This is a genomic window from Neobacillus niacini, from assembly GCF_036961885.1.
In the GTDB taxonomy this organism is placed as follows: domain Bacteria; phylum Bacillota; class Bacilli; order Bacillales; family Cytobacillaceae; genus Neobacillus; species Neobacillus niacini_H.
The window spans coordinates 58163-84774 of record NZ_JBALNQ010000001.1; the positions used below are offsets into that span (position 1 = coordinate 58163).

Below are 26612 nucleotides of genomic sequence, written 5' to 3' on the forward strand. Positions count from 1 at the left end.
GAGCGCAAATCAACAGTCTAGTTTAATAAACAATAAATAAAAAACAGATACATCACATGGTGTATCTGTTTTTTTACATAAATTTTATATTTCTGACAAATTTAATATTCTCTATTACTAACAATGACAATGGTGATATAATTATAAATGAAAAAACATATGATGAAAGAAAAAGTAATAGAGAGGGTGAATACATCTGCGTACTCTCTTCAGGATCCTCATCCTAGCGTCAATTTTCGTGACTATTGGGTTTTACGTCAGTATAAATGAAAATGACGACAATGAAATTTTAATAACTGATGAACCTACGTTAGAAATGAATAATTCATTATATCAAAAGCAGAAAAAGGAATTACAGGATCAATCTGCTACTGAACGTCCTAAAAGTGGTATCGGAGCATTAATTGGTCAAGATCTTGCTCAATTACATGGGATACTTGGTGAACCCCGTAGAATTGATGCATCTTTATTTGGCTATGAATGGTACATATATAATACTGACTACGATCGTTATGTACAAGTTGGGGTGGAAAATAACAAGGTAGTTACAGTATTTGCAATAGGTGATAATTTAGATGTCTCACCATTTAAAATAGGGCAGCCAATCGAGGAAATTTTCAATACACAGATAATCGCTCCAAATATAGATATTGATTTTGAGGGGAATTCTTATCGTTTTGAATTGAATGATACAGATTTAAATATACGTCCATTAATTAAATTGGGAGATGTTTTTGTCCAATTATATATTGATAAATTTACTGGAAGTCTATCAAGCGTTCGCTTTTTAAATGATGAAACATTAGTGAAGCAGCGGCCATTTGAACTGGTTTATAGTGGAGAATTACTTGAACCAATCGAGCCTAGTGAAGAAATGTGGCACTTAATAGAGGAAGGGACAGAGAAGCAAATACTTGATATTACCAATGTTATGCGGCTAAGACATAATGTAAAGACACTAATATGGGACGAAGAGACTTCTGAGGTTGCCTATGGCCATAGTAAGGATATGTCCGAAAGTGATGATTTCTCCCATACTTCTAAAAAATTTGGCAGTCTTTCTGATAGATTGGAAGCCGCAAATGTCGCGTATAAGTTTGCCGGTGAAAATATTGCGGTAAATTATATCGATGGTCCTTCCGTGGCAGAAGGATGGTTAAATAGTAAAGGGCATCGAGAGTCCTTGTTAAATGAAGAATTCACCCATTTAGGCGTTGGAGTATATCAAAAATATTATACACAAAACTTTATTAAGAAATTTGAAGAATAGAAAAGGTGACAAACTAGTCACCTTTTTGTATTATTTCGAATTCACTAAAATGAAAATGATTCCCTTCCCAACATCCATAAATTCGTATCATCTCTCCAATCGGAAACGTATCAATTTTAATGTTGTTTCGAATCGGGGTTATTTTTTTTGCAGAAATAATCTTTGATTCTGTTTGGAGTTTTAGTTCCTGGATTAATATATATCTGTGATAATAAAAACGCTGTTTCTCTTGGCTAATGCTTTTAATTTCTCCTGTAACAATCGCTTCTTTATTGACTTCTGCCGATGCCAGCCAATTGCTGTCATTTTGTTTCATTTCCTTTTTTGTAATCCAAAAAAAGTAAAGGCAAATAATGGGTATAACAATTGCAGTAACCATTTTTACTCATGCTCCTTGCACACTATTTTTGAATGATAAAAAATGTACCTGTTGCATGGGCTATTTTTTTTCCGTCACTCCGAAACGCTTCTCCTGAGATAACTACAGTCTTACTTCCATGATGAATGATTTCGGCTTTACAATGTAGGCTATCACCTATACCAGGAGCTATGTAATGGATATTTAGTTGATTAGTCACTGCACCAAAACCTTCAGGGAGAACGGCATTTATTGCTGTACCCATTACAGTATCAAGAAGAGTGGCTGTTATTCCGCCATGAACAATATCTAAAGAATTATTCCAAACTTCATTTAATGGTACCTTAATTTCACATATTTTCTTTTCCTTATCAATTTTTCTCTCCATATGAAGTAAGCCATCAATATATTGGGTGTATTTGTTATCGATTTTCTTTTGAAATCCTTCTAACACATGTGCAAGGGCACTTAAATCCACTTCAGAACCTTTTTCGATGCAATTATCCAACAATAGATGTAACTTGTCTTTCATTTGTAATCCCTCTTTCAATTCTAATTCTGAAGACATCTTACCATTAAAAAAACAATTTTTACAGCAAGTAGGATTTCACCATTTTTTATTTTATACATATCGTATAATAGGCATTGGATATGGGCAGAGGTGAAGCAGTATGCAGAAAAATTTACATCCTTCTGTGATTAAATTTAAAGAGTTCGTGAAAAATAACCCTTCGCTAATTAAGGAAGTACGGAATGGTAATTCAACCTGGCAGGAATTGTATGAGGATTGGTATCTGCTTGGTGAAGAGGATAACCGGTGGAAAACGCTAGGCGATAAGAAGAATTCTAGTACTGAAAAAGAGGTAGAGAAAAAAGGGGATTGGGTATCAACTATCCTTGGGTCGATTCAAAAAATGGATCCGGATCAAATTCAGCATTATATAAATAACCTAAGTCAAGCGCTTGGGGCTATTCAGGGAGTGATTTCGCAATTTCAAGGAAATCAACTGAAACAAGTAACACCAAAAATCGAACATAAACATCCGTTTTCATTCCGTAAAGACTAACTGAAGGGAAAATTCACATGAGAAAAGATGTATTAGAATATATTAATCAACAAAAAGAATTAAAAAAGTTTATCCGGGAACAGCCGCTCTGGTATCGAAAACTCTCTAGAAATCCTACTGATTTACAGAAGCTAGAAATTGAGTCGCTTCATTATTATAAAAAAACAATCCCACATCAGGTAGAGAAATTAACAAATAATGTTCAAATGGCATCGATGATGTTTTACATGTTACAGTCCATGAAAGATCAAAATTGACGGAAGACCACGTAGTGAGTGGTCTTTTTTTTGTTAAGATTAAAAACAATAAACAAGGTAAACAATACAATTAAAAGGAGTGATTGTATTGAAAAAGTCTATTGGAGTGATCCTTCTATCTATTTTTATAGTGGGAATTATGTCAGGTTTTATTCAAAATGATAACCAAACCCCTACATTTTTTGTCCAATCTAAAATAAAAGGCAATAATGTATTTGTTGAATGCATATTATCTGGGATTAGCTTTCGGGAGTCTGAACAAAAAAATCAGAAAATAGGTAAGCTAGTTATATGGCTGGATGGAAAAAGAGAAAAGGAAGTTAACACAGCAGCTTTTATCATTAAAGGGCTGAAGCCTGGTAATCATGAGGTAAAACTTGAGGTTGTAGACTTAAATAATGTACCTTATGGATTAACCAAGGAGTTCTTGGTAAATATCACTAAGTGAGCATGATTATTTCACTTTCTTTATGTATTCATGTTAAAATGTGAATGGAGGTGGGCTTGGATGCTTGCTACAACAGAAAGTGTAGAACTACTCGAATACGCTGAGCAATTAGCACAAATGGTATTAGAATCTGATATTGTTGAACAATATCATATTTGTCTATATAAAATGCAAAATAGCAAGGAAACGCAGGAGAAAATAAAACGATTTGTAAACCTCAAGGAGCTTTATGAAGAGGTGCAGCGTTTTGGTAAATATCACCCTGATTATAAAAGGGTAATGAGCCAAATCCGTGAATATAAACGGGAAATGGACTTAGATACTTATGTTGCTGAATTCAAATTAGCGGAAAATGATCTTCAAAGTCTGCTAGATGAAATCAGTATGTTGGTCGGTGGTGCCGTATCCAAACAAATCAAAGTTCCTTCAGGAAATCCATTTTTCGATACAGGTTCCCACGGTTCTGGCTGTGGCGGCGGTGGAAGCTGCGGGTGTTCTGCTTAAGAAAGGCTTAATAAATCATTAAGCCTTTTTTCGTACCTTTTTTATTGTATTAGAAAAGTGCCATTGATAAAGAGTGTTTTAATATGCTAGACTTATTAAAATGATGGTTTTTTGAAGGGGAAAAAAAGTATGTTCGTTCAAAGGCAAGGATTAGTTATTTGGTTATACTCCTTAAAGCAAGCAAAAATGTTAAGACGCTTTGGTAATGTGCATTACGTCTCTAAAAAATTAAAATATGTTGTACTGTATTGTAATCAAGATGAAATTGAAGTCATAATGGAAAAAATAAATTCCTTTTCATTTGTTAAGAAAGTGGAACCGTCATATAAGCCTTTCTTAAAGATGGAATTTGAAAATGCAGCACCAGATAAAGCGAAAGAATATGATTATAAGATGGGTATATAAAAAAGCTTCAGCGTCTGGTCAAGACGCTGAAGCTTTTCTTAATGCAGTGGTTTTATATAGTGATTTAGTCTAAGTATAGCAATTAAATGCTGATAGTATAATTCTTTTTCATGAAAGATCGTTGAAGGTTTTACGGATAATTGAATAATTTCTTTGCCGAGTTCGTCTGCAGTGTGCTGAAATAGTTCAAACCTTTTATTCGGAGTAAAGTTTGGATTCGGGATCCCTTCACGGCAGAAATAAAGTGCTTGGAATTTTCCAGGATCAGTAAGCTGTAAAACTACTGCTAAAGAGGTTACTTGCTTTTCATTTTTTTCTGTATGAAATGCCATCATGTGAAGAAGTCTGTGCTGATTTGCCTTTGCTAGTTCAAGCAGCTCATATATATCAGAATACCCCTCGCCGAGTTCAATAAAGCGTTGTATCAAATTAAACTCTCCTTTGTTTATCAATTCATTCCATACTTTATCATATTTTTAACGATAATACTGCCTGTTCTAAAAGAAAAAACCCTGCAGACATAAATCTGCAGGGTCCTTCTATATCCTTACTCAGGATAGAAGGCAAAGGGAGAGGAGAAACCGGAGGAAGAACTTATGGGGAAACGTAAGTCTTCTCCGCGGTTGGCAACAACATCCTCGAATTGATGTTGTTACTTACATTATCTCCACAACTAATAAGCTTATACGTATTTAAAAATAATTTTTCAGATAGTAACAGGCAGTTGGCTAGTTTATTCAATTATGATAGGATATTGATAAAATAAGATTTTGGGAAAAATAGTGGTGATAATAGTGAGAGTCGTTTCAGGTGTTTGTAAAGGAAGAGCGTTAAAAGCCGTTCCAGGAAATACAACCAGACCAACTACAGATAAAGTAAAGGAAGCTTTATTTAATATGATTGGACCCTATTTTGATGGTGGAATAGGGCTGGACCTTTTTGCGGGAAGCGGTGGATTAGGTCTGGAAGCGTTAAGCCGGGGTTTAGATAAAGTCATTTTTGTCGACCGAGATAAAAAGGCCCTTCAAACAATTCATGAGAATATCCAAGCATGTAAAATGGAGGAAAAGGCAGAAGTTTATCGTAATGATGCGGACAGAGCATTAAAAGCCCTAATGAAGAGGGAAATTGGTTTCGATTACATATTTTTAGACCCGCCGTATAAAAAGCAGCAGTTAATTAGTTTAATGCAAGAAATATCTGAAAAAAGGTTATTAAAAAATAGCGGATACATTATCTGTGAACACAGTCATGATGTTGAATTGCCGGAATCGACAGGGGAGTTTACACAAACTAAACATGAAAAGTATGGAATCATTGCGATAACGATTTATTCATATTTTAGTAAGGATTTAGGGGGAGTATTTCATGGCTAGTATTGCCGTTTGTCCAGGGAGTTTTGATCCAATTACATATGGTCATTTAGATATCATCAGAAGAGGCGCAAAGGTATTCGATATGATCTATGTAAGCGTTATGAACAACTCATCCAAAAATCCGCTCTTTAGTGTGGAGGAGCGGATAAATTTAATAAAGGAAGTAACAAAGGATCTGCCCAATGTTAAGGTAGATGAGCATTCTGGACTCCTTGTTGATTATGCTAAAGCAGTTAATGCCAATGCAATCATTCGTGGCTTACGTGCCGTTTCTGACTTTGAATATGAAATGCAAATTACCTCCATGAACAGAGTTTTAAATGATGAAATTGAAACGTTCTTTATCATGACTAACAGTCAATATTCATTCTTAAGTTCTAGTATTGTTAAGGAAGTATCGAAGTATAATGGAAAAATATCAGAACTTGTACCACCAATAGTAGAAGCAGCATTGAATAAAAAATTTAATCGCTAACAATACAAAAAGCCTTGGTATGTATGCCGAGGCTTTTGCGTATCTAATGATTCTTCTGTAAACGATTATATAGTAAAATTACATAAATGCTAAGAGATAAAATGGTAATAAGTGGTCCCCATTCCATTAACTTATAAAAATATGAATGGAGAAGTGTACCTTCTTCAAAGAAACTAACAGGGATTGCATTGGATGGCTGCTCATTTTGATAAAATCGGATGTATATTGGTTTCCATAATAGGAGAGCAAATAGACTAGCAAATAATCCTTGGGCAATTCTAGCGAAGAAAAAAGGTTTAAAGCGAATATCGGTCTGGGCTAAAATACTAGCAACCTGGGCTTGGACACTAAAACCGCTAAAACCTAGAATAAAGCTGGTAATAATCGCTTGCTGCAGCAGCGTAGCATCCTGAACCTGGCTGGTTAAGTCACTTCCAAGGGTAATTTCGAATAAACCAGAGATAAATGGAATGCTGAGCATGTCAGGAAATGAAAGTGCTGAAAGTAAAAGATCAAAAACTTTTGCGAGTATAGCGGTAATATGTAGATGAAAAAGTAGTTTGTTAATAACGGAAAATAAAATAATGAATCCACCCACCATAAGCAAAGTTTGGATCGAAGAATTCACAGCATCACCAAGTAATTTGCCAATCGGGCGTTTGTCTTTTAATCTAGTTTGATGTAAGGCGGATAAAGCAGTCCTTACAATGAACCTCCCTTGCTTATCCTTATCCTTATACGGGGTTTCCTTACCATAAAACCGCATAATAAGACCCACACAAATATTCCCCAAATAGTGGGCTAGGGCTAATAGTACGCCTAAATGTGGATTGTGGAAAAAACCAACGGCTACTGCACCAAAGATAAACAATGGATTAGAGGAATTAGTAAAGGATACGAGCCTTTCTGCTTCAATTTGTGTCAACTGGCCTTCCTGCCTCATTCTTACGGTCAGCTTTGCACCAGCCGGGAACCCGGATGCCATTCCCATTGCCCAAACAAAACCTCCTATACCAGGGACTTTAAATAGAGGTCTCATAAGCGGCTCTAACAACACTCCAATAAATTTAACAACACCAAATCCTATTAACATTTCTGAAACTAAAAAAAACGGTAATAATGACGGAAAGACAATTTCCCACCACATATTAAGCCCACGGATGGAGGCTTCAAAGGATTCCTTAGGATACGTAATCATAGAAACAGCTAATATGATGGCACATATAGAAAGAAAAATTGTTTTTAATTTTGAAAAAAACAATGAATAGCCTCCCTTCCAAGAGTTTTGTTATACTCTATAAATAAATAATGTTAAAATAAGGATTATTCATTCTCAAATTAAGTCTCAACTTGTCCCCATATAACACAAATATACTCATAGAACGCTAATTTAGACCATAAGATTGAACGAGATTTCTCCTAACCTATTTTGTTTATCATCATAACGCTTTAAAGCTTATATAAAGGTGGGAACGATATGGAGCAGCCTAAAATCGGATTAGCGCTAGGTTCTGGCGGAGCAAGAGGATTTGCCCATTTAGGTGTTATAAAGGTGTTGAAGGAAGCGGGAATTCCTATTGATATTATTGCGGGAAGCAGTATGGGAGCACTTGTAGGCAGCTTTTATGGTGCAGGAATTGAAATGGATCGTTTATATAAATTATCAACTGCCTTTAAAAGAAAATATTTTTTGGATTTTACGGTCCCTAAAATGGGTTTTATTGCGGGGAAACGAGTAAAGGATTTCATTAGGGTTTTTACACATGGTAAAAATATTGAAGATTTATTAATTCCATTAGGTATCGTCGCTACCGATTTACTTACAGGCGAAAAGGTTGTATTTAAGCAAGGTCCTGTTGCAGAGGCTGTACGGGCTAGTATCGCAATTCCTGGAATATTTGTACCTGAAAAATATAATGGGAGAATATTGGTTGATGGCGGGGTCTCAGACAGGGTTCCAGTATCAGTTGCAAAAGAAATGGGTGCAGATATTGTAATCGCAGTGGATGTATCCAGGGTAAAGAGAAATGCAGAAATTACCTCCATCTATGATGTCATTATGCAAAGTATCGATATAATGCAGACAGAAATTATTAATAATCGAGAAATTGCGTCTGATATCATGATTCGTCCACCTGTTGAAATATTTAGCTCACGTGCGTTTACAAATATTGAAGAAATCATTGCACTTGGAGAAGAAGAGACAAAAAAACAAATTGTTCAAATAAAAAATGTTATTGATGGATGGAAGGGGTAAAGGTGTAGTGAGAAGAAAATTATTTGTAGGTACTTCCATTGTTATAACATTGATAATGATTGCCGGCATATTTTTATCGTTGCCTTATTATGTGTCAAAGCCAGGTATGGCGAAGGAATTAGCACCAATTATTCAAGTTGAGAATGGAGAAGTGGGAAAGGGTAGTTTTATGCTGACAACTGTAAGAATGGGAAGAGCCAATATCTATTCTTATATTGAGGCAAAGCTTTTTAATTATGTGGAACTTTATCCTGTGGAGGAAATCTTGCACGAAACAGAGACACAAGACGAATATAATGCCAGACAGCTCCATATGATGGCAGGTTCTAAGCTAAATGCGATTGAAGTTGCATACAAAAAAGCGGGGTACCCAGTTAAATACGAATACAAAGGGGTCTATGTTGTCCAGATAGTACCTGATATGCCTGCCGAGGGGAAACTACTTCCTGGTGATCGAATTATTAAAGTAGATGAGGAAAAATTTGCCTCTTCTGAAACCTTTATTGAGTATGTCGGCAGGAAAAAGTCTGGTGATCAATTAAAATTAACCATTATGAGAAACGAAAAAACCAAAACAGTCATCGTACCTGTCAAACCCTTTAAAGAAGATCCCAATAAAGTTGGAATTGGGATTACTTTGGTTGATGATAAGGAGGTTATTGTTTCTCCAAAAGTCATGGTTAAGACCGACGAAATCGGAGGACCTTCTGCCGGTTTAATGTTTTCATTAGAAATCTATGATCAGTTAATGGACGAAGATTTTACGAAAGGCTACAAAATAGCAGGAACCGGGACAATTGATTCTGAAGGAACCGTTGGACCCATTGGGGGAATTGACCAAAAAATAGTTGCCGCCGATAAAGCGGGAGCAGAAATCTTTTTTGCACCAAATGAAAAAGGCAGTAAAGATTCTAATTACAATCTAGCAGTGAAGACAGCACGTGAAATTAATTCAAAGATAAAGATTGTCCCGGTGGATGTAATCGATGATGCAATTAATTATTTAAAGAAGTTACAGATGAAATAAAAAGATGGTGCCAAGAGGCATCATCTTTTTATTCTACATAAATAGGGGGTTGTTTAAATTCTTGGTTTAAAAGTTTGTTCTGTGTTTGATTTCCTAAACCGAAGCTATAAACCCGGGAAGCCTTAATATCCAAATAAATATCGTTTTCCTTATATGCTGATAGCTTAGAAATGAGTGGAAGAGTAAATTGGGTTTTAAATTTATTTAAGTACTCTTTTCCCATCGCTGTCATTCCTAACAGACGTAAATAGGTAGCCTTGTCGGTTGTTCGAATCATGTCTGCTTTTTTTGTATTGGTCAGGATATGCAAACATATCCGTTGCAGTCTCGTCCATGTGTATCGTTTTGTTTTAATTTTTTGCATAAATTCTTTAAAATTAGCAGCCTCTAATGCACCGGCTATTAATCGATGCTCTATCCCTTCCTCCACCTCATATATGTCTCTAAGGTCTTCCGGTTTGCAATGGAGGAGACGAAGGCGTAAGTAATTCCAATAATGTTCCCATTCATGGAAATTCCCATAATCATTTAGATACTCTTTGAGGAGCCGACTTGTTGCGTCTGGAACATATTGTTCGATCGGGCTATTATTTTCTTTCGAGGCAAAGAGTGCTTTTCTAATACTTGTCGCACTGGCAATTGTTTCAGTCGCAAAGTGCTCATCATGATAATCTGCATTTTTTCTTTTGACCGTGAGAGGAATGATTGGGCTTTTTTGATGTTTTAAAGCTTTTATGTAATGAAAACCTAAAATATTATTTGGTTTTTCTAAGCTAACTAGATTTTCAGTACTTGACAATGACTGAAAAGACAACGATAATGCTTTAGGGAAACTAACACCTGTTTTGATATTCTTTTTAATATTTTCATCAAAAATTTCTTTATGGCTATCCAAATAGTCGACAGTTTGAACGAAGGATTTTATATCGCCGCTTTCACTGCCGAAGCAAAGTGAATGACAGCCAATTGCATCTAGAATGGAGACTGCACCATTTGCGAAGGTCTCTGCCTTTTGTGTTGCAAATTGGTAAGGAAGTTCAAGGACGATATCAACACCATTTAGGAGTGCCATTTTGGTTCGAACCCATTTTGATACAAGTGCGGGTTCTCCGCGTTGAAGGAAGTTTCCGCTCATAACGGCAACAACGACATCAGCTTGCGCTGTTTCCTTTGCTGACTGTAGATGATAGGCATGTCCATTATGGAAAGGGTTATATTCAACAATTAAACCAACTGCTTTCATTAAAAAATATCTCCTTATTTTTAAGTTTTTTAAGTAGATTTGACAGTAATCATATTATAACAAAAATTACCATAATAAGATAATTGGCCACGATTATTGTAAGCAGCGATTGTAATCTGAATTAACTGGGTAGACTAATATGAAGATGCTGTTTTTGAGAAAATAGTGAAATGAAAAATCACATTTAGGTGTAAAGAAAAAACATTGACAAAAATTTGATCGAAGGCTATAATTACCTTTGTTGCCTTGGGGTGATTCAATTGAAATGGACTTTAAGCCAATTACAAAAATATCGAAACAAGGATTTTCTGATAGATGATACCATTCGAGTTGATGAAATTAAAGAAACGGATCCAATGATTCGTGAAGTATCTCCAATCCATATTACTGGCCGTGGAGATATTGATTCAACTAAAGTGACATTTCATTTGAAAATAGAAGGTCAATTAATCCTGCCTTGTTCTCGTACTTTAGTGGATGTAAAACTTCCGATTAATGTCGAAACAACTGAAACTTTCCTCTTACAAGGTTCAGAATATGAAACTGAAGAGGAAGTACATCAAGTAAAAGGGGAAGTAATTGATTTAATGCCAGTCATTAGAGAAATCCTTTTACTAGAAGTTCCATTGCAGGTTTTCTGCGATGATGATGTTAATCATGAAGATGCTGCACCACAATCCGGTAAGGACTGGGAAGTTGTTCATGATCAAAATCAATCTAAGAAGATTGATCCAAGACTAGCAGGTCTTGCAAAGTTTTTTGATAAAGACAATTCTTCTTCGTAAATCTAATCAGCAATATAAGAAGCAAAGTGAAGAACCAGCATTCCTGGCCTTCATTACTTTCTTGATACTCTTTAAGGAGGTGGGAAGAATGGCTGTACCTTTTAGAAGGACTTCTAAAACTGTAAAAAGAAAACGTCGTACACATTTTAAATTAAACGTACCTGGTATGGTAAGTTGCCCAAACTGTGGTGAAATGAAACTTAGCCACCGCGTTTGTAAAGCTTGCGGTACTTACAAAGGAAAAGAAGTTGTAAACGACTAATTTTCTTAGGATAAACAGCACAAGGCGCATTATGCCCTTGTGCTTTTGTCATTTCTAAAGAACACCAAAATAGAGGGGGAATTTGTTTGTCGTATACCATTGAGAAAAAAGAAATGGGATATTTATTGTTTACCATGGCAAGAAATGAAAAAAGAAATGCCGTTAATTATGATATTATGCATGGTTTAACAGAAGCGATATCTTTGGCAAAGGATCCTGCTATTAAGGCGTTGGTAATTACTGGGGAAGGTGAACAGGCTTTTTGTTCTGGAGGGGACCTATCTGTTTTTCACCAGCTTCATACGAAAGAAGAGGCTTATCCAATGCTTTCAAAAATGTCCGAAATTCTTTATTCGTTGCTGACACTAACTAAACCTACAATTGCCTTACTAAATGGTACAGCCATTGGTGGTGGATGTGAACTGGCAGCAGCTTGTGATTTCCGGTTAGCGAGAGATGGAATAAAAGCTGGTTTTGTTCAAGGTAAACAGGCGATTACTACAGGCTGGGGCGGCGGGACGATTTTAGCAGAGAAACTACCTGCTGCAGGAACCATGAAGCTTTTGATGGAAGCAGAAATTCAACCTGCAGAGTATTTGAGAGAAGTAGGTTTTATCGATAAAATTTATTCATCGGACCCAATTTCTGCTTGCGAAGATTTTTTGGAAAAGCTATTAGCAGTCAATTTCACGGTATTAGAATCATATAAAATGATATGGATTCGTAAGTGGGAGGAAAGCAGGCTTAGAGAAAGAATAGAAAAAGAAGTGAGCAATTGCAGTGTCCTTTGGGAAAGTGAGTCACATCATCAATATGTAAACAGGTTTATGAATAAAAAAACACAGAATTAAGAATAAAAGACAAACTGTTATCAGTCTATCTTTTCTAGTAGATGCATATTATGAATAAAAACACTAGGAGGGATGTTCTGATGTCACCAACTCGTCAGGATGCATGGTCTCAAGATGAAGATTTATTGCTTGCTGAAGTAGTATTAAGACATATTCGAGAAGGCGGGACACAGCTTCAAGCATTTGAAGAGGTTGGAAAACAGCTATCGCGAACTTCTGCGGCCTGTGGATTCCGCTGGAACTCATTTGTAAGGAAGCAATATAAATCAGGAATTGAACTAGCCAAAAAACAGCGAAAAGAAATAAAAAAACAAACTGTACCTTCAGAGGAAGAATATCCAAAAGAAGAAATAAGGGAAGAAACGATTTCTAGCGTTACAGCTAAGAATGAAGGCGTTACCTTTCAAGCTGTTCTTCACTTCCTAGAAAACCTTCAAAAGAAAGCCGCAGCTGCATCAAGTATCGAGGAGGCAAAGGAAAAGTCTATTCAAAAACTAAAAGACCTTGAAAAGAAATCCTACTTACTGATAGCAGAAAATGAAAGATTAACAAAAAATATTAAAGCAATTGAAGAGGACTACCGTTCATTAATTGAAATTATGGAAAGAGCCCGAAAAATGGTTGTTTTACAAGAAGAAGATAGACAGCAAAAAGTAAAGTTTCAAATGGATAAAAACGGTAATCTTGAAAGAGTCGAGAAATAGTAAAAGCGGACATCTAATGTCCGCTTTTACTATTCTTAACTATGCTGCGCTTCTACACCTTCTGGGTACCATACGAGTGGGTTTTCTCCTCGGTCGCGTTCCATATCGTATTCCACATTTGTAAAGCCAATATGCTCCCAGAAGCTTCTTGATTGAACCCGAGGATTTGTTTTAATTGGGAGATTTAAATTTTTTGCAAACTCTACAAGTTTTTTCCCATATCCCTTGCCTTGATAATCTGGTAATACCTCAAGTTTCCATAATTCTAAATAATTCTGTGGTGGATAGAAATAACGATCAAACTTTGCCTCAATTTGATATAAGCTCATTCGGGCTACTAGTTTGTCTCCAAAATAGATTCCGTAAAATGGAGAGTCACTATCATCTTCAATCATATTTGCCTCTAAGTCCTCTAGCATGGAGAGTTCTTGGATCCCATATTCTTTAAATTTTTTGAATTCTTCTAGTGTTTTAAAATTTACTTTCAATTTCTGAACATTCATCACCATATGCCCCCTTTTGAAAACATTATCATATTAATTGTATATATTCATTTTTAGTTGAATAATATGAATTTGAAGTAAATTATTATATTATTCAAATGAATTAATTTTATTATATAACAAAAATACAAAAAATTGTTTAAATAACTCAAGAAAGCGTTTTCTTAATTAGCAGGAAATTTAAAGAAAGGTGTAGAAATATAAGGGGTGTAAGCGTAAGGGCATGAAAGGAGAAAAAATGTGCAAAAAATACTAATTGCTAATCGAGGGGAAATTGCACTTAGGATTATCAAAACTTGCCACCAAATGGGAATTGAAACTGTTGCTATTTATTCCGAGGCTGATAAAGAAATGCCATTTGTAAAAGCAGCATCTAAGGCAGTATGTGTGGGGGAAGCCCCTGTTATTAAATCATATTTACAAGTCGATAAAATTATAGAAATTGCGAAAGGTGAAAAGGTTGATGCTATACATCCAGGGTATGGATTCCTATCAGAAAATGGTGCATTTGCAGAACGTGCAAAAATGGAAGGGATTATTTTTATTGGTCCAGATGCTGAAATAATTAAACTCATGGGAGATAAAATTGTATCTCGTAAAACGATGGAGAAGGCAGGAGTGCCAGTAGTACCCGGAAGTGGGCACGGTCTTAAATCGATTGAGGAAGCCTGTAGCTTGTCCAAACAGATGAATTATCCTGTTATGCTGAAAGCTAGTAGCGGCGGCGGTGGAATTGGCATGGTCCTGTGTGAAAATGAGCAAGCGCTCATTAAAGCGTTTGCTTCTACAAAGTCAAGAGCACTCACCTATTTCGGTTCAGATGAAGTGTTCCTCGAAAAATATATTACAAAAGCCCGACACATTGAGGTTCAAGTTTTCGGAGATCAACAAGGTAATATCGTCCATCTTTTCGAAAGGGACTGCTCCATTCAACGAAGACACCAAAAAGTTATTGAGGAATCACCGTCACCTTTTTTAACAGAAGCGACCCGAAAAAAAATTTATGAAACTGCCTTAATCGCAGCAAAAGCAGTTGGATATACAAATGCAGGAACGATAGAGTTCATAGTGGATGAAAAAGAGAATTTTTACTTTTTAGAAATGAATACTCGACTGCAAGTGGAGCACCCCGTCACAGAAATGATAACAGGCATAGATTTAGTTGAGTGGCAGATTCGGATAGCACAAGGAGAGCCTATACCAATCCGGCAATCACAAATAACATCTACTGGCCATGCAATAGAGTTCCGTCTCTATGCAGAGGACCCTGTTCGATTTTTACCCTCACCTGGAAAAATCACCAAGCTTGATTGGAACGACACGACCGATATTAGGATAGATTCGGGGTATCAAGTGGGCAATACGATAACTCCTTACTATGACCCGATGATAGCCAAATGTATTTTTCATGGAGATACACGTGAAGAAGTGATTAAAGTGGCGGAACGTTTTTTTAATGACCTGGAAATCGAAGGGATCAAAACAAATGCCCCGCTATTCTTGAACGTTCTAGGCAATGAATCCTTCCAGCATGGGAATTATACAACAAACTTTTTATCTAACAAATGAAAGAAATAAGGAGAGATTAGAATGAAAGAAATTATTGCAACTATGGCTGGTACTGTATTAAATATCCTTGTAACAAGTGGTGACAATGTTAGTGGTGGACAAGAAGTGTTGATAATTGAATCAATGAAAATGGAGATTCCAATTGAAAGCGAAACAGATGGCTTAATAAAGGAAATAAAGGTTAGCATTGGAGATTTTGTAAATGAAGGTGACGTTTTAATTATAGTAGAATAGAGGGCTTTAGGGGGGACGTTATGACAACGATAAAAACTTTAAATGAACAATTGTCTGAAAAAAGAAAGGTTATTGAAGCAGGGGGACATCCCAAATATCATGAAAAGCTAAAACAGCAAAATAAATTGTTTGTACGTGACCGCCTCTCATTATTATTCGATGATGGAAAATACGAAGAAGATGGGAAGTTTGCCAATTTCCAGGCAGGTGATTTACCAGCTGATGGGGTAGTAACGGCAATTGGAAAAATTAACGGGAATACTGTTTGTGTAATGGCGAATGATTCCACTATCAAAGCTGGTTCATGGGGAGCTCGAACAGTCGAAAAAATAATCCGAATTCAAGAGGTTGCTGAGAAACTAAAAGTCCCATTGTTTTATTTAGTAGATTCTGCTGGTGCCAGAATTACCGATCAGCTGGAGATGTTTCCAAACCGTCGAGGTGCTGGCAAGATCTTTTATAATCAAGTGAAGCTCTCTGGAATGATACCCCAAGTTTGTATCTTGTTTGGACCATCTGCTGCGGGTGGAGCTTATATCCCTGCTTTTTGTGATGTGGTTATTATGGTCGATCAAAATGCGTCCATGTATCTTGGCTCACCGCGCATGGCAGAGAAAGTTATTGGTGAAAAAGTTTCATTAGAGGAAATGGGCGGGGCTCGTATGCATTGTTCCGTTAGTGGGTGTGGTGATGTTCTCGCTTACAGTGAAGAAGAGGCAATTGAATCGGCAAAAAAATATCTTAGCTTTTTTCCTTCCAGCTTCAAAGAAAAAACAAAATTATCGAAAAGCGCCGCACCAAAACCGGGGCGTGAATTAGAAGCAATTATCCCGCCAAATCAAAATGCTCCATTTGATATGTACGAAGCAATCGAAAGGCTAATTGACGAAAATAGTTTTTATGAAGTAAAAAAATTATTTGCGGCTGAGTTAATTACTGGTTTTGCTAGAATTGAAGGTCGAGTGATTGGGATTATAGCAAATCAACCGAAGGCAAAAGGCGGTGTGTTATTTGTCGATTCGGCTGATAAAGGTGCGAAATTTATCCAGCTATGTGATGCTTACCATATTCCATTGTTGTTCCTTGCTGACGTACCAGGGTTTATGATAGGTACAAAAGTAGAGCGTGCAGGAATTATCCGCCACGGGGCAAAGCTAATTGCCGCCATGAGCTCGGCAACAGTACCAAAGATTTCTGTTATCGTAAGAAAAGCATATGGGGCTGGTCTTTACGCAATGGCTGGACCTGCATTTGAACCAGATTGCTGCATAGCTTTACCAACTGCCCAAATTGCAGTAATGGGTCCAGAGGCGGCGGTCAACGCTGTTTACTCTAACAAAATAAATGAAATTGAGGAGCCTAAAGAAAGATTAGCCTTCGTCCAAGAGAAGCAGCAAGAGTATAAGGAGCATATTGATATTTACAAATTAGCGTCAGAATTAATTGTCGATGAAATCGTTGCCCCATCAGAGCTCCGAAATGTACTTATACAACGCTTTGCTTTTTATGAAACAAAAGAAATAAACTTTAGTAATAGAAAACATCCAGTATATCCAGTTTAATGAACATTGAGAGACCCGTTTCAATAATTTATGAAACGGGTTCTATTTTTTTTGAACAATCTTACTTTCTTTATAAAGTATCTGCTAAAATATTTATTAAATAGACTATAAATGGGTGGATGGCATGAAAATTGGCATTATTGGTGCTGGTTCTATCGGATTATTATTCGCGTCATATTTAAGCAAGGCCTTTTCTGTAACGCTTTATACGAAAACAACCGTCCAAGCAGAAGAAATTAATCGAAAGGGCATACTTCTTCTAGAAGGTACAAACCAAAGTAGTATTAGGGTGATAGCAAGTCCAATATCAAATTGGACTGGTAACGAAGAATTAACAATAATTGCTGTAAAACAATACCAGCTTGACTCTATTATTAAACATTTACATAAATTAGATGTTAACCCTCAGAATCTATTATTTTTACAAAACGGGATGAGTCATTTAAAATTACTTGAAAATATTCGTCCAACTAATATTTTTGTTGGGTCTGTTGAGCATGGAGCCAGTAAAGTTAATACCCATACGGTTCGCCACAATGGTAAAGGAGCCATCAATGTAGGGGTATTTACTGGTGATTTTTTAAGGATTAAGGAGTTTATTGATGCTTGTGAAACAATTGATTTCCCAATAACTATAAAAAATGATTATTATAATATGCTAATAAATAAGTTAATTGCAAATGCTGTCATTAACCCTCTAACGGCAATCCTTCAAGTGAGAAACGGTGAGTTGATTTCAAATACTTATTATTTTGCTGCTGTAAAAACACTATTTCTTGAAATTTCATTTATTTTAAACCTTGAAGACCCACTCAGAAACTTTAAGGATTTAATCAGAATATGCAAAAAAACTGCTGTTAATCGGTCATCAATGCTAATAGATTTAGAGGCCGGGCGCAGGACGGAGATCGACGCGATACTCGGTTTTTTATTAGATGAAGCAGTAAAACAACAAAAAGAAGTAAGGGTGATTGAAAGTTATTATTATTTATTAAAAGGAAAAGAACACCGAAAGGAGCGAGTTTATTGAATTCCTTCTTATCTTCCATTGTTGCAATTTTTTTAACAGTACCTCTGCTCGGATTTTTCATCATTTATTTAATAAATAAGCTAATAACAAAAAACACTCGAAAGTCGGTTCATAAAGCATTGGACTACTCAACCATTTTATTTATATTTGCCGTTCATTTTTTATTACTTACGATTTTGGGTAAATCATTCCTCTGGATTATCTTTTTAGTATTAATTATCATTGCAATGGTATTCGTATTTATACATTGGAAAATAAGGGGGGAAATTATATTTACAAAGGTTTTTAAAGGTTATTGGCGGTTTAATTTTCTTTTATTCTTTTTAGCTTATATTTCACTAACGATATTTGGTATACTTCGGAGTGCATTAACTTTTACCTTTTCTTAAGCAAAGGATTTTTTTTATTAGGATGGTTGATGCTATACTCATATGTATGAATATGGTTGATTAGAAAGGAAGTACTTGAATGGAGATTTTAAATCTCTCTTTATCAGCAACGAATCGCTTTGCTTCTAATTATTTAGAACATTCTCCTGATGTTCTGCCTTTTTTCCATTATCGTTTTAATGACTTTGCAGACGATCAAAAGAGGTTAGATGAATTAAACAAGCGATACTTTCCACGTGAATCAGTAGCTGATTACATTGAGAAATTTATGGATCGTTTTCCAACAGCTCAGGCTGTAAACGATTCACTAGCAAAACTAAAACAAAAAAATAGTGTAGTTGTCATTGGCGGTCAACAAGCAGGAATTCTTACCGGCCCTCTTTATTCAATACATAAAATAATTTCAATTATTAAATTAGCTGTGGAAAAAGAGCGGCAGCTTGGTGTACCTGTCATCCCGGTCTTTTGGATAGCGGGAGAAGATCATGACTTTCATGAGGTAAATCATGTGTTTTTGCCGGTTGAGCAAAAAGTTGAAAAATGGACTTACCCAGAAAAGGTAAGACAAAAAAAGATGGTTTCTGATATAACCCTTAATAAAGATGTTTGCCGAGAATGGGTATATAATGTAATTGAAAGTTTTGGAGAAACCAATCACACAAAAAGGTTAATAAACTTTGCGGAAGATACATTAATGAAATCATCTACGTTTGTTGACTTTTTTGCCAATATTGTAATGGAACTATTTAAAGATTATGGCTTATTAATCGTGGATTCAGGTGATCGTCATTTCCGTCTTTTGCAAAAAGAGTATTTCTCACAACAAATCGAACAGCATCGGGAAATTACAAGTTATTTGTTAGAACAGCAAAGTGTCATTGGCAAGAATGGGTTTCCGATTACAATCGAATCAAATGAGAAAGCTGCTAATCTGTTTTTTTACAATCCAAAAACAAATGAACGAATTTTACTTGAATTTGACTCAGAAAGTAATCGTTTTGTGGGGAAGAGTGGAGTCGTTTCTTTTACAAAAGAAGAATTGATGGAAGTAGCTTTCCAGGAACCTGCTAAACTTAGTAATAATGTGGTGACCCGACCCTTAATGCAAGAGTGGCTTTTCCCGACCGTTGCATTTATTGCAGGACCAGGTGAAATTTCTTATTGGGCAGAATTGAAGTTGGTATTTGAACATTTTAAAATAAAAATGCCTCCGATAGTGCCAAGACTTAATATTTCTTTTTTGGAAAGAACGATTGAAAGTGACATCAATGAGTTGAAATTAGAACTGTCTGCAGTTTTGAGTAAGGGAAGTGCGATGGAAAGAGATCAATTTTTAGAGTCTATTAAGGATAGAGAAGTATCTGAACTCTTTTCTGAACTAAAATCACAGTTACTAAGACAATATGAGCTAATTGAAGCGAAAACAAATCAGCTTGATCGTAGCTTGTTACCATTACTAAAGAAAAATGAAAATTATCTGCTAAAGGAAATTGGATTTATGGAATCCAAACTGGAGGCATCAGTGCAATCAAAGTTCGATGTGGTTCTTAGTAAGTTTAACCGTATTGATTTATCGTTACGTCCAGATGGTTTTCCACAAGAGCGAGTTTGGAACATTTTCTATTACTTAAATCAGTATGGAACTAATTTTATTAAAGAATTAATGGAACTCGAATTTGAATTTGATGGTCGCCATAAAGTAATAAAAATTTGAGAAACTTCACAAGAAGTTTCTTTTTTTTACGGAAAATTTCTGGATAAAAAAGGATTTTGATAAGTTAACGAGAATTATTAAAAAATAGGTGGAGGAAAGTGGGGGAATGTGGTACATTTTATATAGAAAGTGGGGGTACCGGGTATGTTTATGGGTGAATACCATCATAGCATTGATAATAAAGGCCGAATGATTGTGCCATCCAAATTCCGTGACGACCTTGGTGAGATGTTTATCATCACTCGCGGTTTGGATCAATGTCTTTTTGGTTACCCATTATCAGAGTGGGCACTGATTGAGGAAAAACTCAAAGGTCTGCCTCTGACAAAAAAAGATGCTCGTGCATTTACCCGATTCTTCTTTTCAGGTGCAACAGAAAGTGAACTAGATAAACAAGGAAGAATCAATATTCCTGCACCATTGCTTCAGTATGCAAAATTAGAAAAAGAATGTGTAGTTTTAGGGGTTTCCAATCGAATTGAAATTTGGGGCAAACAGATTTGGGAAGACTATTTCTCACAGTCTGAAGATTCTTTTGCTGAAATTGCCGAAAATATGATTGGGTTTGATATATAATGGACAAGTTATTCTATTATAACTCCGTTTTATATCGTTAGATTGGAAAAGGTGATAAATATGTTTGAACATACAACTGTTTTACTTGATGAAGCTGTTAACGGATTAAATATTAAACCGGACGGCATTTATGTTGATTGTACATTAGGCGGTGCTGGTCACAGTTCCCTAATACTTTCAAAACTTATTGATAATGGAAAATTGTTTGCCTTCGATCAAGACGAAATAGCTATTGCCAATGCAAAAGAGAAATTGTCACTCTATGGTGAGCAACTTACAATAATTAAAAGCAATTTTTTGTACCTTAAGGAAGAACTTGAAAAGCTGGGAGTAGAGAAAGTGGACGGCGTTCTTTATGACCTTGGTGTCTCCTCCCCTCAATTAGATACACCTGAACGAGGGTTTAGTTATCATCATGATGCGCCGCTCGACATGAGAATGGACAATGATGCAGACATATCTGCCTATGATGTCATTAATCACTGGTCCTTTGAGGATCTTGTTCGTATCTTTTTTCGCTATGGTGAGGAAAAGTTCTCCAAGCAAATAGCTAGGAAAATTGAGGCAAGACGAGAAATGAAACCCATTGAAACGACATTTGAGCTGGTTGAGCTGATAAAAGAAGGGATTCCTGCCCCAGCTCGGAGAAAAGGTGGACATCCTGCAAAACGAGTATTCCAAGCAGTAAGAATTGCAGTAAATGATGAACTAGCGGTTTTTGAGAAATCCTTGCAAAAAGCCATTGAAATCCTTAATCCAGGAGGCAGAATCAGTGTTATTACCTTTCACTCATTGGAGGACAGGATATGCAAAGCAGCGTTTAAAAAGGAAAGTGAAACACCCAATTTGCCTAAAGGATTACCGATAATCCCGGACGAGTTTAAACCCAATTTAAAGTTAATTACAAGAAAACCTCTCCTTCCATCAGAAGAAGAACTAGAACAAAATAATCGTGCCCGGTCGGCAAAACTTAGGATTGCGGAAAAGTTATAAATATAGCGAATAAAATAACTATATGGAGGGGAAAGAATGAGTAATCTTGCCAGGAAATTTCAGCAACAACAGAAAATAGAACGGACTGTACAGGAACGAAGCATTGTTAAAACAAAAAAACACTGGCTTACACCTGGGGAAAAGATAATCGGAATCGTATTTACAGGGTTGATGTGTTTCGGTGCCGTCCACCTCATCTCGAATCAAGCGGGAATTTACCAGGTAAATAAGGATATTCAGGAGGTCCAAACTTCAATAAGTGAACTGCAAAAGGTAAACAATGATCTTCATGTACAAGTAAGTGAACTTAGTAAGTATGAGCGGATTTTGGAAAAAGCTAAACAAATGGGGCTTGTTTTAAACGAGAATAACGTCAAGGTTGTGCACGAGGAATGAAAAAGAAACAGCCATATATGAATTTCGGAGCAGCCGGGTTATTTGGATTTTTCGGCCTGCTCTTTTTTATTTTGCTTTTTAGATTTTTTTCCATTCAGATTACTGGTGAAGTAGGCTCACAGCCACTTGCAGCAAAAGCCCAGCAAAAGTATAGCAGAATAGGGACTATGGATGCGGTAAGAGGTGTAATTTATGACCAAAAAGGAGAAGTCATCTCAGAAGATACAACCGCGTATACGTTAATCGCAATTCTCGATAAAAAGATGACCACCAATTCTAAGAAACCAAATCATGTAACAGACCCTCAAAAAACAGCAAGCGAATTAGCAAAGTATATAAATTTGGAAGAATCCGAGATTTATAGTATTTTGACGAAAGATCAATTTCAGGTTGAATTTGGGAAAGCCGGAAGGGACATATCTCACCAAACGAAAAAGGAAATTGAAGCATTAAAGCTTCCGGGGATTACCTTTAAACGCGATTCAAAAAGATTTTATCCGAATGGAATCTTTGCATCCCACCTGGTTGGTTATGCAGATAGAATCGATGAAAAGGACGGGAGCTATAACTATATCGGAAAAATGGGAATTGAACAGCTATTAAACGATGAGTTAACAGGTAAGGATGGGGAAATTAAGTACGAAAGTGATTTATGGGGCTATTTGCTTCCCGATGGAAAACAAAAGGTTTCTCCTGCACAAAATGGAAATGATGTTTATTTAACGATTGATAAAAAGATTCAAACATTTTTAGAAGACGCTATGAACAAAGTTGTTGATGAATACAAACCCAAAAAAATCATTGCCATTGTAGCCGATCCTAAAACAGGAAATATTTTAGCAATGGGACAAAGACCTTCTTTTCACCCTAAAACAAAAGAAGGGATTGATAATAGTTGGCACAATGAAGCGATAGAAATTTCTTTTGAACCAGGTTCAACAATGAAAATCTTTACGCTTGCAGCGGCTATTGAAGAAAATAAATTTGATCCCAATGAACCATTCCAGTCGGGTTCCTATCGAGTAACATCGAAGGATAAGGCGATTCATGATCATAATGGGTATGGCTGGGGTACTATTTCTTATCTCGAGGGAGTTCAGCGCTCATCCAATGTTGCATTTGCAAAGCTCGCAAATGAAAAGTTGGGATTCGAGAAATTCCGTGAGTACTTAACTAAATTTGGTTTTGATGCGCCAACAGGAATTGACTTGCCATTAGAGACGTCAGGGAAAATTCAATATAATTGGCCAATTGAAAAAGCAACAACTGCATATGGTCAAGGTACAGCGATCACACCGATTCAGCAAATACAAGCTGCTACTGCGATTGCTAATAATGGGAAAATGATGAAACCTCAAGTAATTGATAAAATTGTTAATCACGACACTGGAGAGGTAATTCGTGATGTTACGCCAGAAGTTGTTTCCTCGCCTATTTCTGCAAAAACAGCAAAAGAAGTCCTGGATATTCTTGAAACTGTCGTCTCAAACGAAGAAACAGGTACAGGTAATCGATATCAAATTGATGGGTATAGTGTTGCGGGGAAAACAGGGACTGCAAGTATTCCTGATCCGAAGGGCGGATATCTAGATGGACAGAAAGATTATATATTTTCATTCTTAGGAATGGCACCAAAGGATGATCCGAAGTTAATTGTATACGTTGCAGTTCAACAACCAGAGATAGACCATTATTCTAAGGGGTCGATTCCAGTTTCGATGCTTTTTAATCCTGTAATGAAAAATAGTTTACAATATTTAAATATTCAGCCTTCACAGCAAGCAAAAGCGTCTACAACAAAATTGGCTGATTTTATGAATCAGAATGTAACGGAAACAGTACAAAAGCTTGAGGAGCAAGGACTAGATGTTGTTGTTTTAGGTAATGGAGCAAAAGTGACTGGTCAGCTTCCAGAGGCGAGTACCAATGTGCTTGAAGGTGAGAAAATTATCATTCAAACAGATGGAGATTTGATTGCACCTAATATGACAGGATGGTCCCTTCGAGATGTAATGAAGGTTGCTAAAATATCAGGGGTAAAACTAAATTCAACTGGCAGTGGATATGTTGTAACCCAAAATATAAAAGAGGGTGCAGTTTTACGCAAAGGAGACTTTTTAATCGTTGATTTAAAAACTCCAGAAGAAAAATTAAAACTTGAAGCTGAAACCATAAAAGCCGAAGAAAATAGTGTGCTATCGGATGAAGAACAAGCCTCCGAGAAGAATAAAATTGGTTCATAAACAGTTGGTGTAATCGTTCTAATCAAATAAGTACAAGCATATAAATGAACGAGTAGGATAAAGGAGGCTCGTTCATTTTATGCGTGTTTCAAATGTAACTGTCCGTAAAAGGTTAATGATTGCATTATTCGTAGGAATTCTAATTTTTCTAATTATTGATGTCCGCCTTGGATATGTACAGTTTGTTCTAGGTGATAAGTTGACTGGCCAAGCAAAGGGTTTATGGAGTAGAAATATTCCTTTTGAACCAGAGCGCGGCGAGATTATAGACCGGAATGGTGTTCCTTTAGCAACCAATATAAGTGCTCCAACTGTATATGTGATACCAAGGCAGGTGAAGGACCCTGCAAATACGTCTGAAAAATTAGCAGCAGTGTTAAATATTCCAAAAGAAAATGCGTATAGACAAATAACTCAGGGTGAATCGATTATTAGGATAAAAGAAGGACGAAAGATTTCTCATGAAAAGGCAAAGGAAATCAGGGCTTTAGGACTCGAAGGAGTATATATAGGAGAAGACTCTAAAAGACATTATCCGTTCGGAAGTTATCTTTCTCATGTTCTAGGATTTTCTGGGGTGGACAACCAGGGCTTAATGGGTTTAGAACTTTTCTATGATAAAGAGTTAAGTGGGGAAAGAGGCGCGGTTAAGTTTTATGCCAATGCTAAAGGTGAAAGAATGGATAACATGGCTGACGACTATGAACATCCGGTAGATGGACTAGATTTAAAGCTCACAATCGATACGAAAATTCAAACCATTATTGAGAGGGAACTTGATATTGCTGAGGCAACTTATAATCCCGATGGAATTATAGCAATTGCGATGGATCCGAATAACGGGAAAATCTTAGGAATGTCGAGCCGGCCGACCTTTGATCCAGCAGAATTTCAAAACGTTCCACAAGAGGTGTACAATAGAAACCTGCCAGTGTGGTCAAGCTATGAGCCAGGTTCGACCTTTAAAATTATCACCCTTGCTGCAGCTTTAGAGGAAGGCAAGGTAAATTTAGAAAAGGAACATTTTCATGATCCGGGCTCGGTTGAAGTTGCCGGAGCTAGACTGAAATGCTGGAAACGTGGCGGTCATGGTAGTCAAACCTTCCTTGAGGTCGTGCAAAACTCTTGTAACCCAGGTTTTGTGGAATTGGGACAAAGATTAGGGAAAGATACTTTGTTTAAATATATAAAAGATTTTGGCTTTGGGCAGAAAACAGGAATAGATTTAGCTGGCGAAGGATCAGGGATCTTGTTTAATTTAGATCGAGTGGGCCCGGTTGAATTAGCGACAACTGCCTTTGGTCAAGGTGTTTCAGTGACCCCGATTCAACAGGTTGCAGCGGTAGCAGCAGCGGTTAATGGCGGGACACTTTATAAGCCATATATTGCACAAGAATTAATCGACCCTGTTACGAAAGAAGTAGTCATGAGAAATACTCCAGTTGCAAAAAGAAAAGTAATTTCTGAAGAAACGTCCAAGGAAATCCGTCATGCGCTCGAAAGCGTAGTCGCTCAAGGTACAGGTTTCAGGGCCTTTGTTGACTCGTATCGAATTGGCGGCAAAACAGGAACAGCTCAAAAAGCACAAAATGGACGATACCTGGAAAATAACTTTATCGTTTCCTTTATGGGTTTTGCCCCGGCAGATGATCCGCAAATCGTGGTTTATGTTGCGGTTGATAATCCAAAAGGAGGGTTAATTTTTGGTGGAACCGTATCGGCTCCAATCGTAGGCAGTATTATGAAGGACGGACTTATGGCAATGGGGGTAGAACCTCGAAAGGATCAAATTGAAAAAGAAATAAAATGGCCAGACAGACCTTTAATTACACTTCCTGACTTAACGGGTTTAACGAAATTAGAGATTACCGAACAGCTCCTAAACCTTAAAATTGATGCAAGTGGTGAAGGTGATGTGGTTGTAAGACAGTCACCAGAAGCTGGTGCAAAAGTAAAAGAAGGTTCAACCATAAGACTGTATTTTAACAAAGAAGAATAAATTAAAGATGATAGTAATTTAAAGAGTTAGGCGGCCGGAATGATTTCCGCCGCCTGTTTTTTTGAAAAGGGTTATTAAAGGATGCTGATGATTTTTGAACCTGTTGATTTGTGCG

31 protein-coding genes are annotated in these 26612 nt (G+C 36.5%); 25 read left to right on the forward strand and 6 right to left on the reverse strand.

All coding sequences use genetic code 11. The annotated features are described in order from the left end of the window. The first annotated feature begins 316 nt into the window (after positions 1–316). On the forward strand, positions 317–1270 hold the full coding sequence (locus V7124_RS00325; RefSeq protein WP_335484934.1) for a CAP domain-containing protein: 954 nt from the start codon (positions 317–319) through the stop codon (positions 1268–1270). A gap of 13 nt (positions 1271–1283) precedes the next feature. Here the strand turns inward: V7124_RS00325 and V7124_RS00330 are convergent, their stop codons facing one another. Both V7124_RS00330 and V7124_RS00335 read right to left on the reverse strand, forming a co-directional pair. Next, the gene (locus tag V7124_RS00330) at positions 1284–1649 is read right to left on the reverse strand and encodes a hypothetical protein (RefSeq protein ID WP_335411875.1); all 366 of its coding nucleotides are present in this window, start codon (positions 1647–1649) and stop codon (positions 1284–1286) included. 22 nt (positions 1650–1671) lie between these two features. Then, positions 1672–2160 (reverse strand): PaaI family thioesterase, encoded by a 489-nt coding sequence (locus V7124_RS00335; protein ID WP_335484937.1) that lies wholly within the window; start codon positions 2158–2160, stop codon positions 1672–1674. Positions 2161–2299: 139 nt separating this feature from the next. On the opposite strand from V7124_RS00335, the gene V7124_RS00340 reads away from it, so the two are divergent. The 5 genes from V7124_RS00340 (at position 2300) to V7124_RS00360 (ending at position 4309) form a co-directional block, all read left to right on the forward strand. Next, entirely contained in the window at positions 2300–2695 is a 396-nt protein-coding gene (locus tag V7124_RS00340; protein ID WP_335411869.1) for a YlbD family protein, read from the forward strand. 17 nt (positions 2696–2712) lie between these two features. Further along, positions 2713–2952 (forward strand): YlbE-like family protein, encoded by a 240-nt coding sequence (locus V7124_RS00345; protein WP_335411866.1) that lies wholly within the window; start codon positions 2713–2715, stop codon positions 2950–2952. An 88-nt stretch (positions 2953–3040) separates the two neighbouring features. Further along, entirely contained in the window at positions 3041–3400 is a 360-nt protein-coding gene (locus tag V7124_RS00350) for a hypothetical protein (protein ID WP_335411862.1), read from the forward strand. Between the two features lie 60 nt (positions 3401–3460). Continuing rightward, positions 3461–3904, forward strand: coding sequence for a YlbF family regulator (locus tag V7124_RS00355; protein WP_335484940.1), 444 nt, complete (start codon positions 3461–3463; stop codon positions 3902–3904). A gap of 129 nt (positions 3905–4033) precedes the next feature. Then, a complete protein-coding gene (locus tag V7124_RS00360) occupies positions 4034–4309 on the forward strand; it encodes a YlbG family protein (protein ID WP_335411856.1) in 276 nt (91 codons plus the stop codon). 38 nt (positions 4310–4347) lie between these two features. On the opposite strand, the gene V7124_RS00365 is transcribed toward V7124_RS00360, so the two are convergent. Next, positions 4348–4737, reverse strand: a complete 390-nt coding sequence (locus V7124_RS00365; protein WP_335411852.1) for a DUF7147 family protein — start codon at positions 4735–4737, stop codon at positions 4348–4350. Positions 4738–5103: 366 nt separating this feature from the next. Between V7124_RS00365 and rsmD the strand changes: the two genes are divergently transcribed. Beyond that, positions 5104–5685, forward strand: a complete 582-nt coding sequence (gene rsmD / locus V7124_RS00370) for a 16S rRNA (guanine(966)-N(2))-methyltransferase RsmD (RefSeq protein ID WP_335411919.1) — start codon at positions 5104–5106, stop codon at positions 5683–5685. Beyond that, positions 5678–6160 carry a pantetheine-phosphate adenylyltransferase gene (gene coaD, locus V7124_RS00375; protein ID WP_335411850.1) on the forward strand — a complete coding sequence of 161 codons (483 nt, stop codon included), beginning with the start codon at positions 5678–5680 and terminating at the stop codon, positions 6158–6160. The genes rsmD and coaD overlap by 8 nt, the downstream gene beginning before the upstream one ends. A 43-nt stretch (positions 6161–6203) precedes the next feature. Here coaD and ylbJ read toward each other — a convergent pair whose 3' ends face one another. Further along, complete coding sequence (ylbJ, locus tag V7124_RS00380) at positions 6204–7421, reverse strand: sporulation integral membrane protein YlbJ (protein ID WP_335484943.1); 1218 nt, start codon at positions 7419–7421, stop codon at positions 6204–6206. A gap of 216 nt (positions 7422–7637) precedes the next feature. Here ylbJ and V7124_RS00385 point away from each other — a divergent pair, with 216 nt between their 5' ends. Both V7124_RS00385 and V7124_RS00390 read left to right on the forward strand, forming a co-directional pair. Next, a complete protein-coding gene (locus V7124_RS00385) occupies positions 7638–8417 on the forward strand; it encodes a patatin-like phospholipase family protein (protein WP_335411844.1) in 780 nt (259 codons plus the stop codon). A 7-nt stretch (positions 8418–8424) separates the two neighbouring features. Next, positions 8425–9444: a SepM family pheromone-processing serine protease gene (locus tag V7124_RS00390; RefSeq protein ID WP_335484946.1), complete on the forward strand. Its 1020-nt coding sequence runs from the start codon at positions 8425–8427 to the stop codon at positions 9442–9444. Positions 9445–9472: 28 nt separating this feature from the next. On the opposite strand, the gene V7124_RS00395 is transcribed toward V7124_RS00390, so the two are convergent. Further along, positions 9473–10687 carry a nucleotidyltransferase gene (locus tag V7124_RS00395; protein WP_335484949.1) on the reverse strand — a complete coding sequence of 405 codons (1215 nt, stop codon included), beginning with the start codon at positions 10685–10687 and terminating at the stop codon, positions 9473–9475. A 260-nt stretch (positions 10688–10947) separates the two neighbouring features. On the opposite strand from V7124_RS00395, the gene V7124_RS00400 reads away from it, so the two are divergent. From V7124_RS00400 to V7124_RS00415, 4 genes are all read left to right on the forward strand, one after another. Next, complete coding sequence (locus V7124_RS00400) at positions 10948–11472, forward strand: YceD family protein (protein WP_335411837.1); 525 nt, start codon at positions 10948–10950, stop codon at positions 11470–11472. A gap of 88 nt (positions 11473–11560) precedes the next feature. Continuing rightward, positions 11561–11734: a 50S ribosomal protein L32 gene (gene rpmF, locus V7124_RS00405; protein ID WP_132085898.1), complete on the forward strand. Its 174-nt coding sequence runs from the start codon at positions 11561–11563 to the stop codon at positions 11732–11734. A gap of 86 nt (positions 11735–11820) precedes the next feature. Beyond that, entirely contained in the window at positions 11821–12585 is a 765-nt protein-coding gene (locus V7124_RS00410) for an enoyl-CoA hydratase/isomerase family protein (protein WP_335484952.1), read from the forward strand. A gap of 80 nt (positions 12586–12665) precedes the next feature. Beyond that, on the forward strand, positions 12666–13289 hold the full coding sequence (locus tag V7124_RS00415) for an RsfA family transcriptional regulator (protein WP_335484955.1): 624 nt from the start codon (positions 12666–12668) through the stop codon (positions 13287–13289). Positions 13290–13324: 35 nt separating this feature from the next. On the opposite strand, the gene V7124_RS00420 is transcribed toward V7124_RS00415, so the two are convergent. Next, entirely contained in the window at positions 13325–13798 is a 474-nt protein-coding gene (locus tag V7124_RS00420; RefSeq protein ID WP_335484959.1) for an N-acetyltransferase, read from the reverse strand. Positions 13799–14032: 234 nt separating this feature from the next. Here V7124_RS00420 and V7124_RS00425 point away from each other — a divergent pair, with 234 nt between their 5' ends. From V7124_RS00425 to V7124_RS00475, 11 genes are all read left to right on the forward strand, one after another. Continuing rightward, entirely contained in the window at positions 14033–15361 is a 1329-nt protein-coding gene (locus V7124_RS00425; protein ID WP_335484962.1) for an acetyl-CoA carboxylase biotin carboxylase subunit, read from the forward strand. Positions 15362–15382: 21 nt separating this feature from the next. Continuing rightward, a complete protein-coding gene (locus tag V7124_RS00430) occupies positions 15383–15595 on the forward strand; it encodes an acetyl-CoA carboxylase biotin carboxyl carrier protein subunit (RefSeq protein ID WP_335484964.1) in 213 nt (70 codons plus the stop codon). Between the two features lie 20 nt (positions 15596–15615). After that, complete coding sequence (locus V7124_RS00435) at positions 15616–17157, forward strand: acyl-CoA carboxylase subunit beta (RefSeq protein WP_335484967.1); 1542 nt, start codon at positions 15616–15618, stop codon at positions 17155–17157. A gap of 124 nt (positions 17158–17281) precedes the next feature. Then, entirely contained in the window at positions 17282–18187 is a 906-nt protein-coding gene (locus V7124_RS00440) for a 2-dehydropantoate 2-reductase (RefSeq protein ID WP_335484970.1), read from the forward strand. After that, a complete protein-coding gene (locus V7124_RS00445; protein ID WP_335484973.1) occupies positions 18184–18576 on the forward strand; it encodes a DUF3397 domain-containing protein in 393 nt (130 codons plus the stop codon). Before V7124_RS00440 ends, V7124_RS00445 begins: the two co-directional genes overlap by 4 nt. 79 nt (positions 18577–18655) lie before the next feature. Next, positions 18656–20290: a bacillithiol biosynthesis cysteine-adding enzyme BshC gene (bshC, locus tag V7124_RS00450; RefSeq protein WP_335484975.1), complete on the forward strand. Its 1635-nt coding sequence runs from the start codon at positions 18656–18658 to the stop codon at positions 20288–20290. A 144-nt stretch (positions 20291–20434) separates the two neighbouring features. Further along, on the forward strand, positions 20435–20866 hold the full coding sequence (mraZ, locus tag V7124_RS00455) for a division/cell wall cluster transcriptional repressor MraZ (protein WP_335484978.1): 432 nt from the start codon (positions 20435–20437) through the stop codon (positions 20864–20866). A gap of 60 nt (positions 20867–20926) precedes the next feature. Continuing rightward, positions 20927–21859: a 16S rRNA (cytosine(1402)-N(4))-methyltransferase RsmH gene (gene rsmH, locus V7124_RS00460; protein ID WP_335484981.1), complete on the forward strand. Its 933-nt coding sequence runs from the start codon at positions 20927–20929 to the stop codon at positions 21857–21859. Between the two features lie 36 nt (positions 21860–21895). After that, complete coding sequence (gene ftsL / locus V7124_RS00465) at positions 21896–22255, forward strand: cell division protein FtsL (protein WP_335411810.1); 360 nt, start codon at positions 21896–21898, stop codon at positions 22253–22255. Then, positions 22252–24498, forward strand: coding sequence for a penicillin-binding protein (locus V7124_RS00470; protein WP_335484984.1), 2247 nt, complete (start codon positions 22252–22254; stop codon positions 24496–24498). Before ftsL ends, V7124_RS00470 begins: the two co-directional genes overlap by 4 nt. A gap of 79 nt (positions 24499–24577) precedes the next feature. Further along, on the forward strand, positions 24578–26497 hold the full coding sequence (locus tag V7124_RS00475; protein WP_335411805.1) for a stage V sporulation protein D: 1920 nt from the start codon (positions 24578–24580) through the stop codon (positions 26495–26497). Positions 26498–26612: the final 115 nt, after the last annotated feature.

Excerpts from the sequence above, each read along its gene's own strand:
- V7124_RS00325 (WP_335484934.1), top strand. The coding sequence starts at position 317 with ATGAATAATTCATTATATCAAAAGCAGAAAAAGGAATTACAGGATCAA.
- V7124_RS00330 (WP_335411875.1), bottom strand. The coding sequence starts at position 1,649 with ATGGTTACTGCAATTGTTATACCCATTATTTGCCTTTACTTTTTTTGG.
- V7124_RS00335 (WP_335484937.1), bottom strand. The coding sequence starts at position 2,160 with ATGAAAGACAAGTTACATCTATTGTTGGATAATTGCATCGAAAAAGGT.
- V7124_RS00340 (WP_335411869.1), top strand. The coding sequence starts at position 2,300 with ATGCAGAAAAATTTACATCCTTCTGTGATTAAATTTAAAGAGTTCGTG.
- V7124_RS00345 (WP_335411866.1), top strand. The coding sequence starts at position 2,713 with ATGAGAAAAGATGTATTAGAATATATTAATCAACAAAAAGAATTAAAA.
- V7124_RS00355 (WP_335484940.1), top strand. The coding sequence starts at position 3,461 with ATGCTTGCTACAACAGAAAGTGTAGAACTACTCGAATACGCTGAGCAA.
- V7124_RS00360 (WP_335411856.1), top strand. The coding sequence starts at position 4,034 with ATGTTCGTTCAAAGGCAAGGATTAGTTATTTGGTTATACTCCTTAAAG.
- coaD (WP_335411850.1), top strand. The coding sequence starts at position 5,678 with ATGGCTAGTATTGCCGTTTGTCCAGGGAGTTTTGATCCAATTACATAT.
- V7124_RS00385 (WP_335411844.1), top strand. The coding sequence starts at position 7,638 with ATGGAGCAGCCTAAAATCGGATTAGCGCTAGGTTCTGGCGGAGCAAGA.
- V7124_RS00395 (WP_335484949.1), bottom strand. The coding sequence starts at position 10,687 with ATGAAAGCAGTTGGTTTAATTGTTGAATATAACCCTTTCCATAATGGA.
- rpmF (WP_132085898.1), top strand. The coding sequence starts at position 11,561 with ATGGCTGTACCTTTTAGAAGGACTTCTAAAACTGTAAAAAGAAAACGT.
- V7124_RS00415 (WP_335484955.1), top strand. The coding sequence starts at position 12,666 with ATGTCACCAACTCGTCAGGATGCATGGTCTCAAGATGAAGATTTATTG.
- V7124_RS00420 (WP_335484959.1), bottom strand. The coding sequence starts at position 13,798 with ATGGTGATGAATGTTCAGAAATTGAAAGTAAATTTTAAAACACTAGAA.
- V7124_RS00430 (WP_335484964.1), top strand. The coding sequence starts at position 15,383 with ATGAAAGAAATTATTGCAACTATGGCTGGTACTGTATTAAATATCCTT.
- V7124_RS00435 (WP_335484967.1), top strand. The coding sequence starts at position 15,616 with ATGACAACGATAAAAACTTTAAATGAACAATTGTCTGAAAAAAGAAAG.
- V7124_RS00440 (WP_335484970.1), top strand. The coding sequence starts at position 17,282 with ATGAAAATTGGCATTATTGGTGCTGGTTCTATCGGATTATTATTCGCG.
- bshC (WP_335484975.1), top strand. The coding sequence starts at position 18,656 with ATGGAGATTTTAAATCTCTCTTTATCAGCAACGAATCGCTTTGCTTCT.
- mraZ (WP_335484978.1), top strand. The coding sequence starts at position 20,435 with ATGTTTATGGGTGAATACCATCATAGCATTGATAATAAAGGCCGAATG.
- rsmH (WP_335484981.1), top strand. The coding sequence starts at position 20,927 with ATGTTTGAACATACAACTGTTTTACTTGATGAAGCTGTTAACGGATTA.
- ftsL (WP_335411810.1), top strand. The coding sequence starts at position 21,896 with ATGAGTAATCTTGCCAGGAAATTTCAGCAACAACAGAAAATAGAACGG.
- V7124_RS00470 (WP_335484984.1), top strand. The coding sequence starts at position 22,252 with ATGAAAAAGAAACAGCCATATATGAATTTCGGAGCAGCCGGGTTATTT.
- V7124_RS00475 (WP_335411805.1), top strand. The coding sequence starts at position 24,578 with ATGCGTGTTTCAAATGTAACTGTCCGTAAAAGGTTAATGATTGCATTA.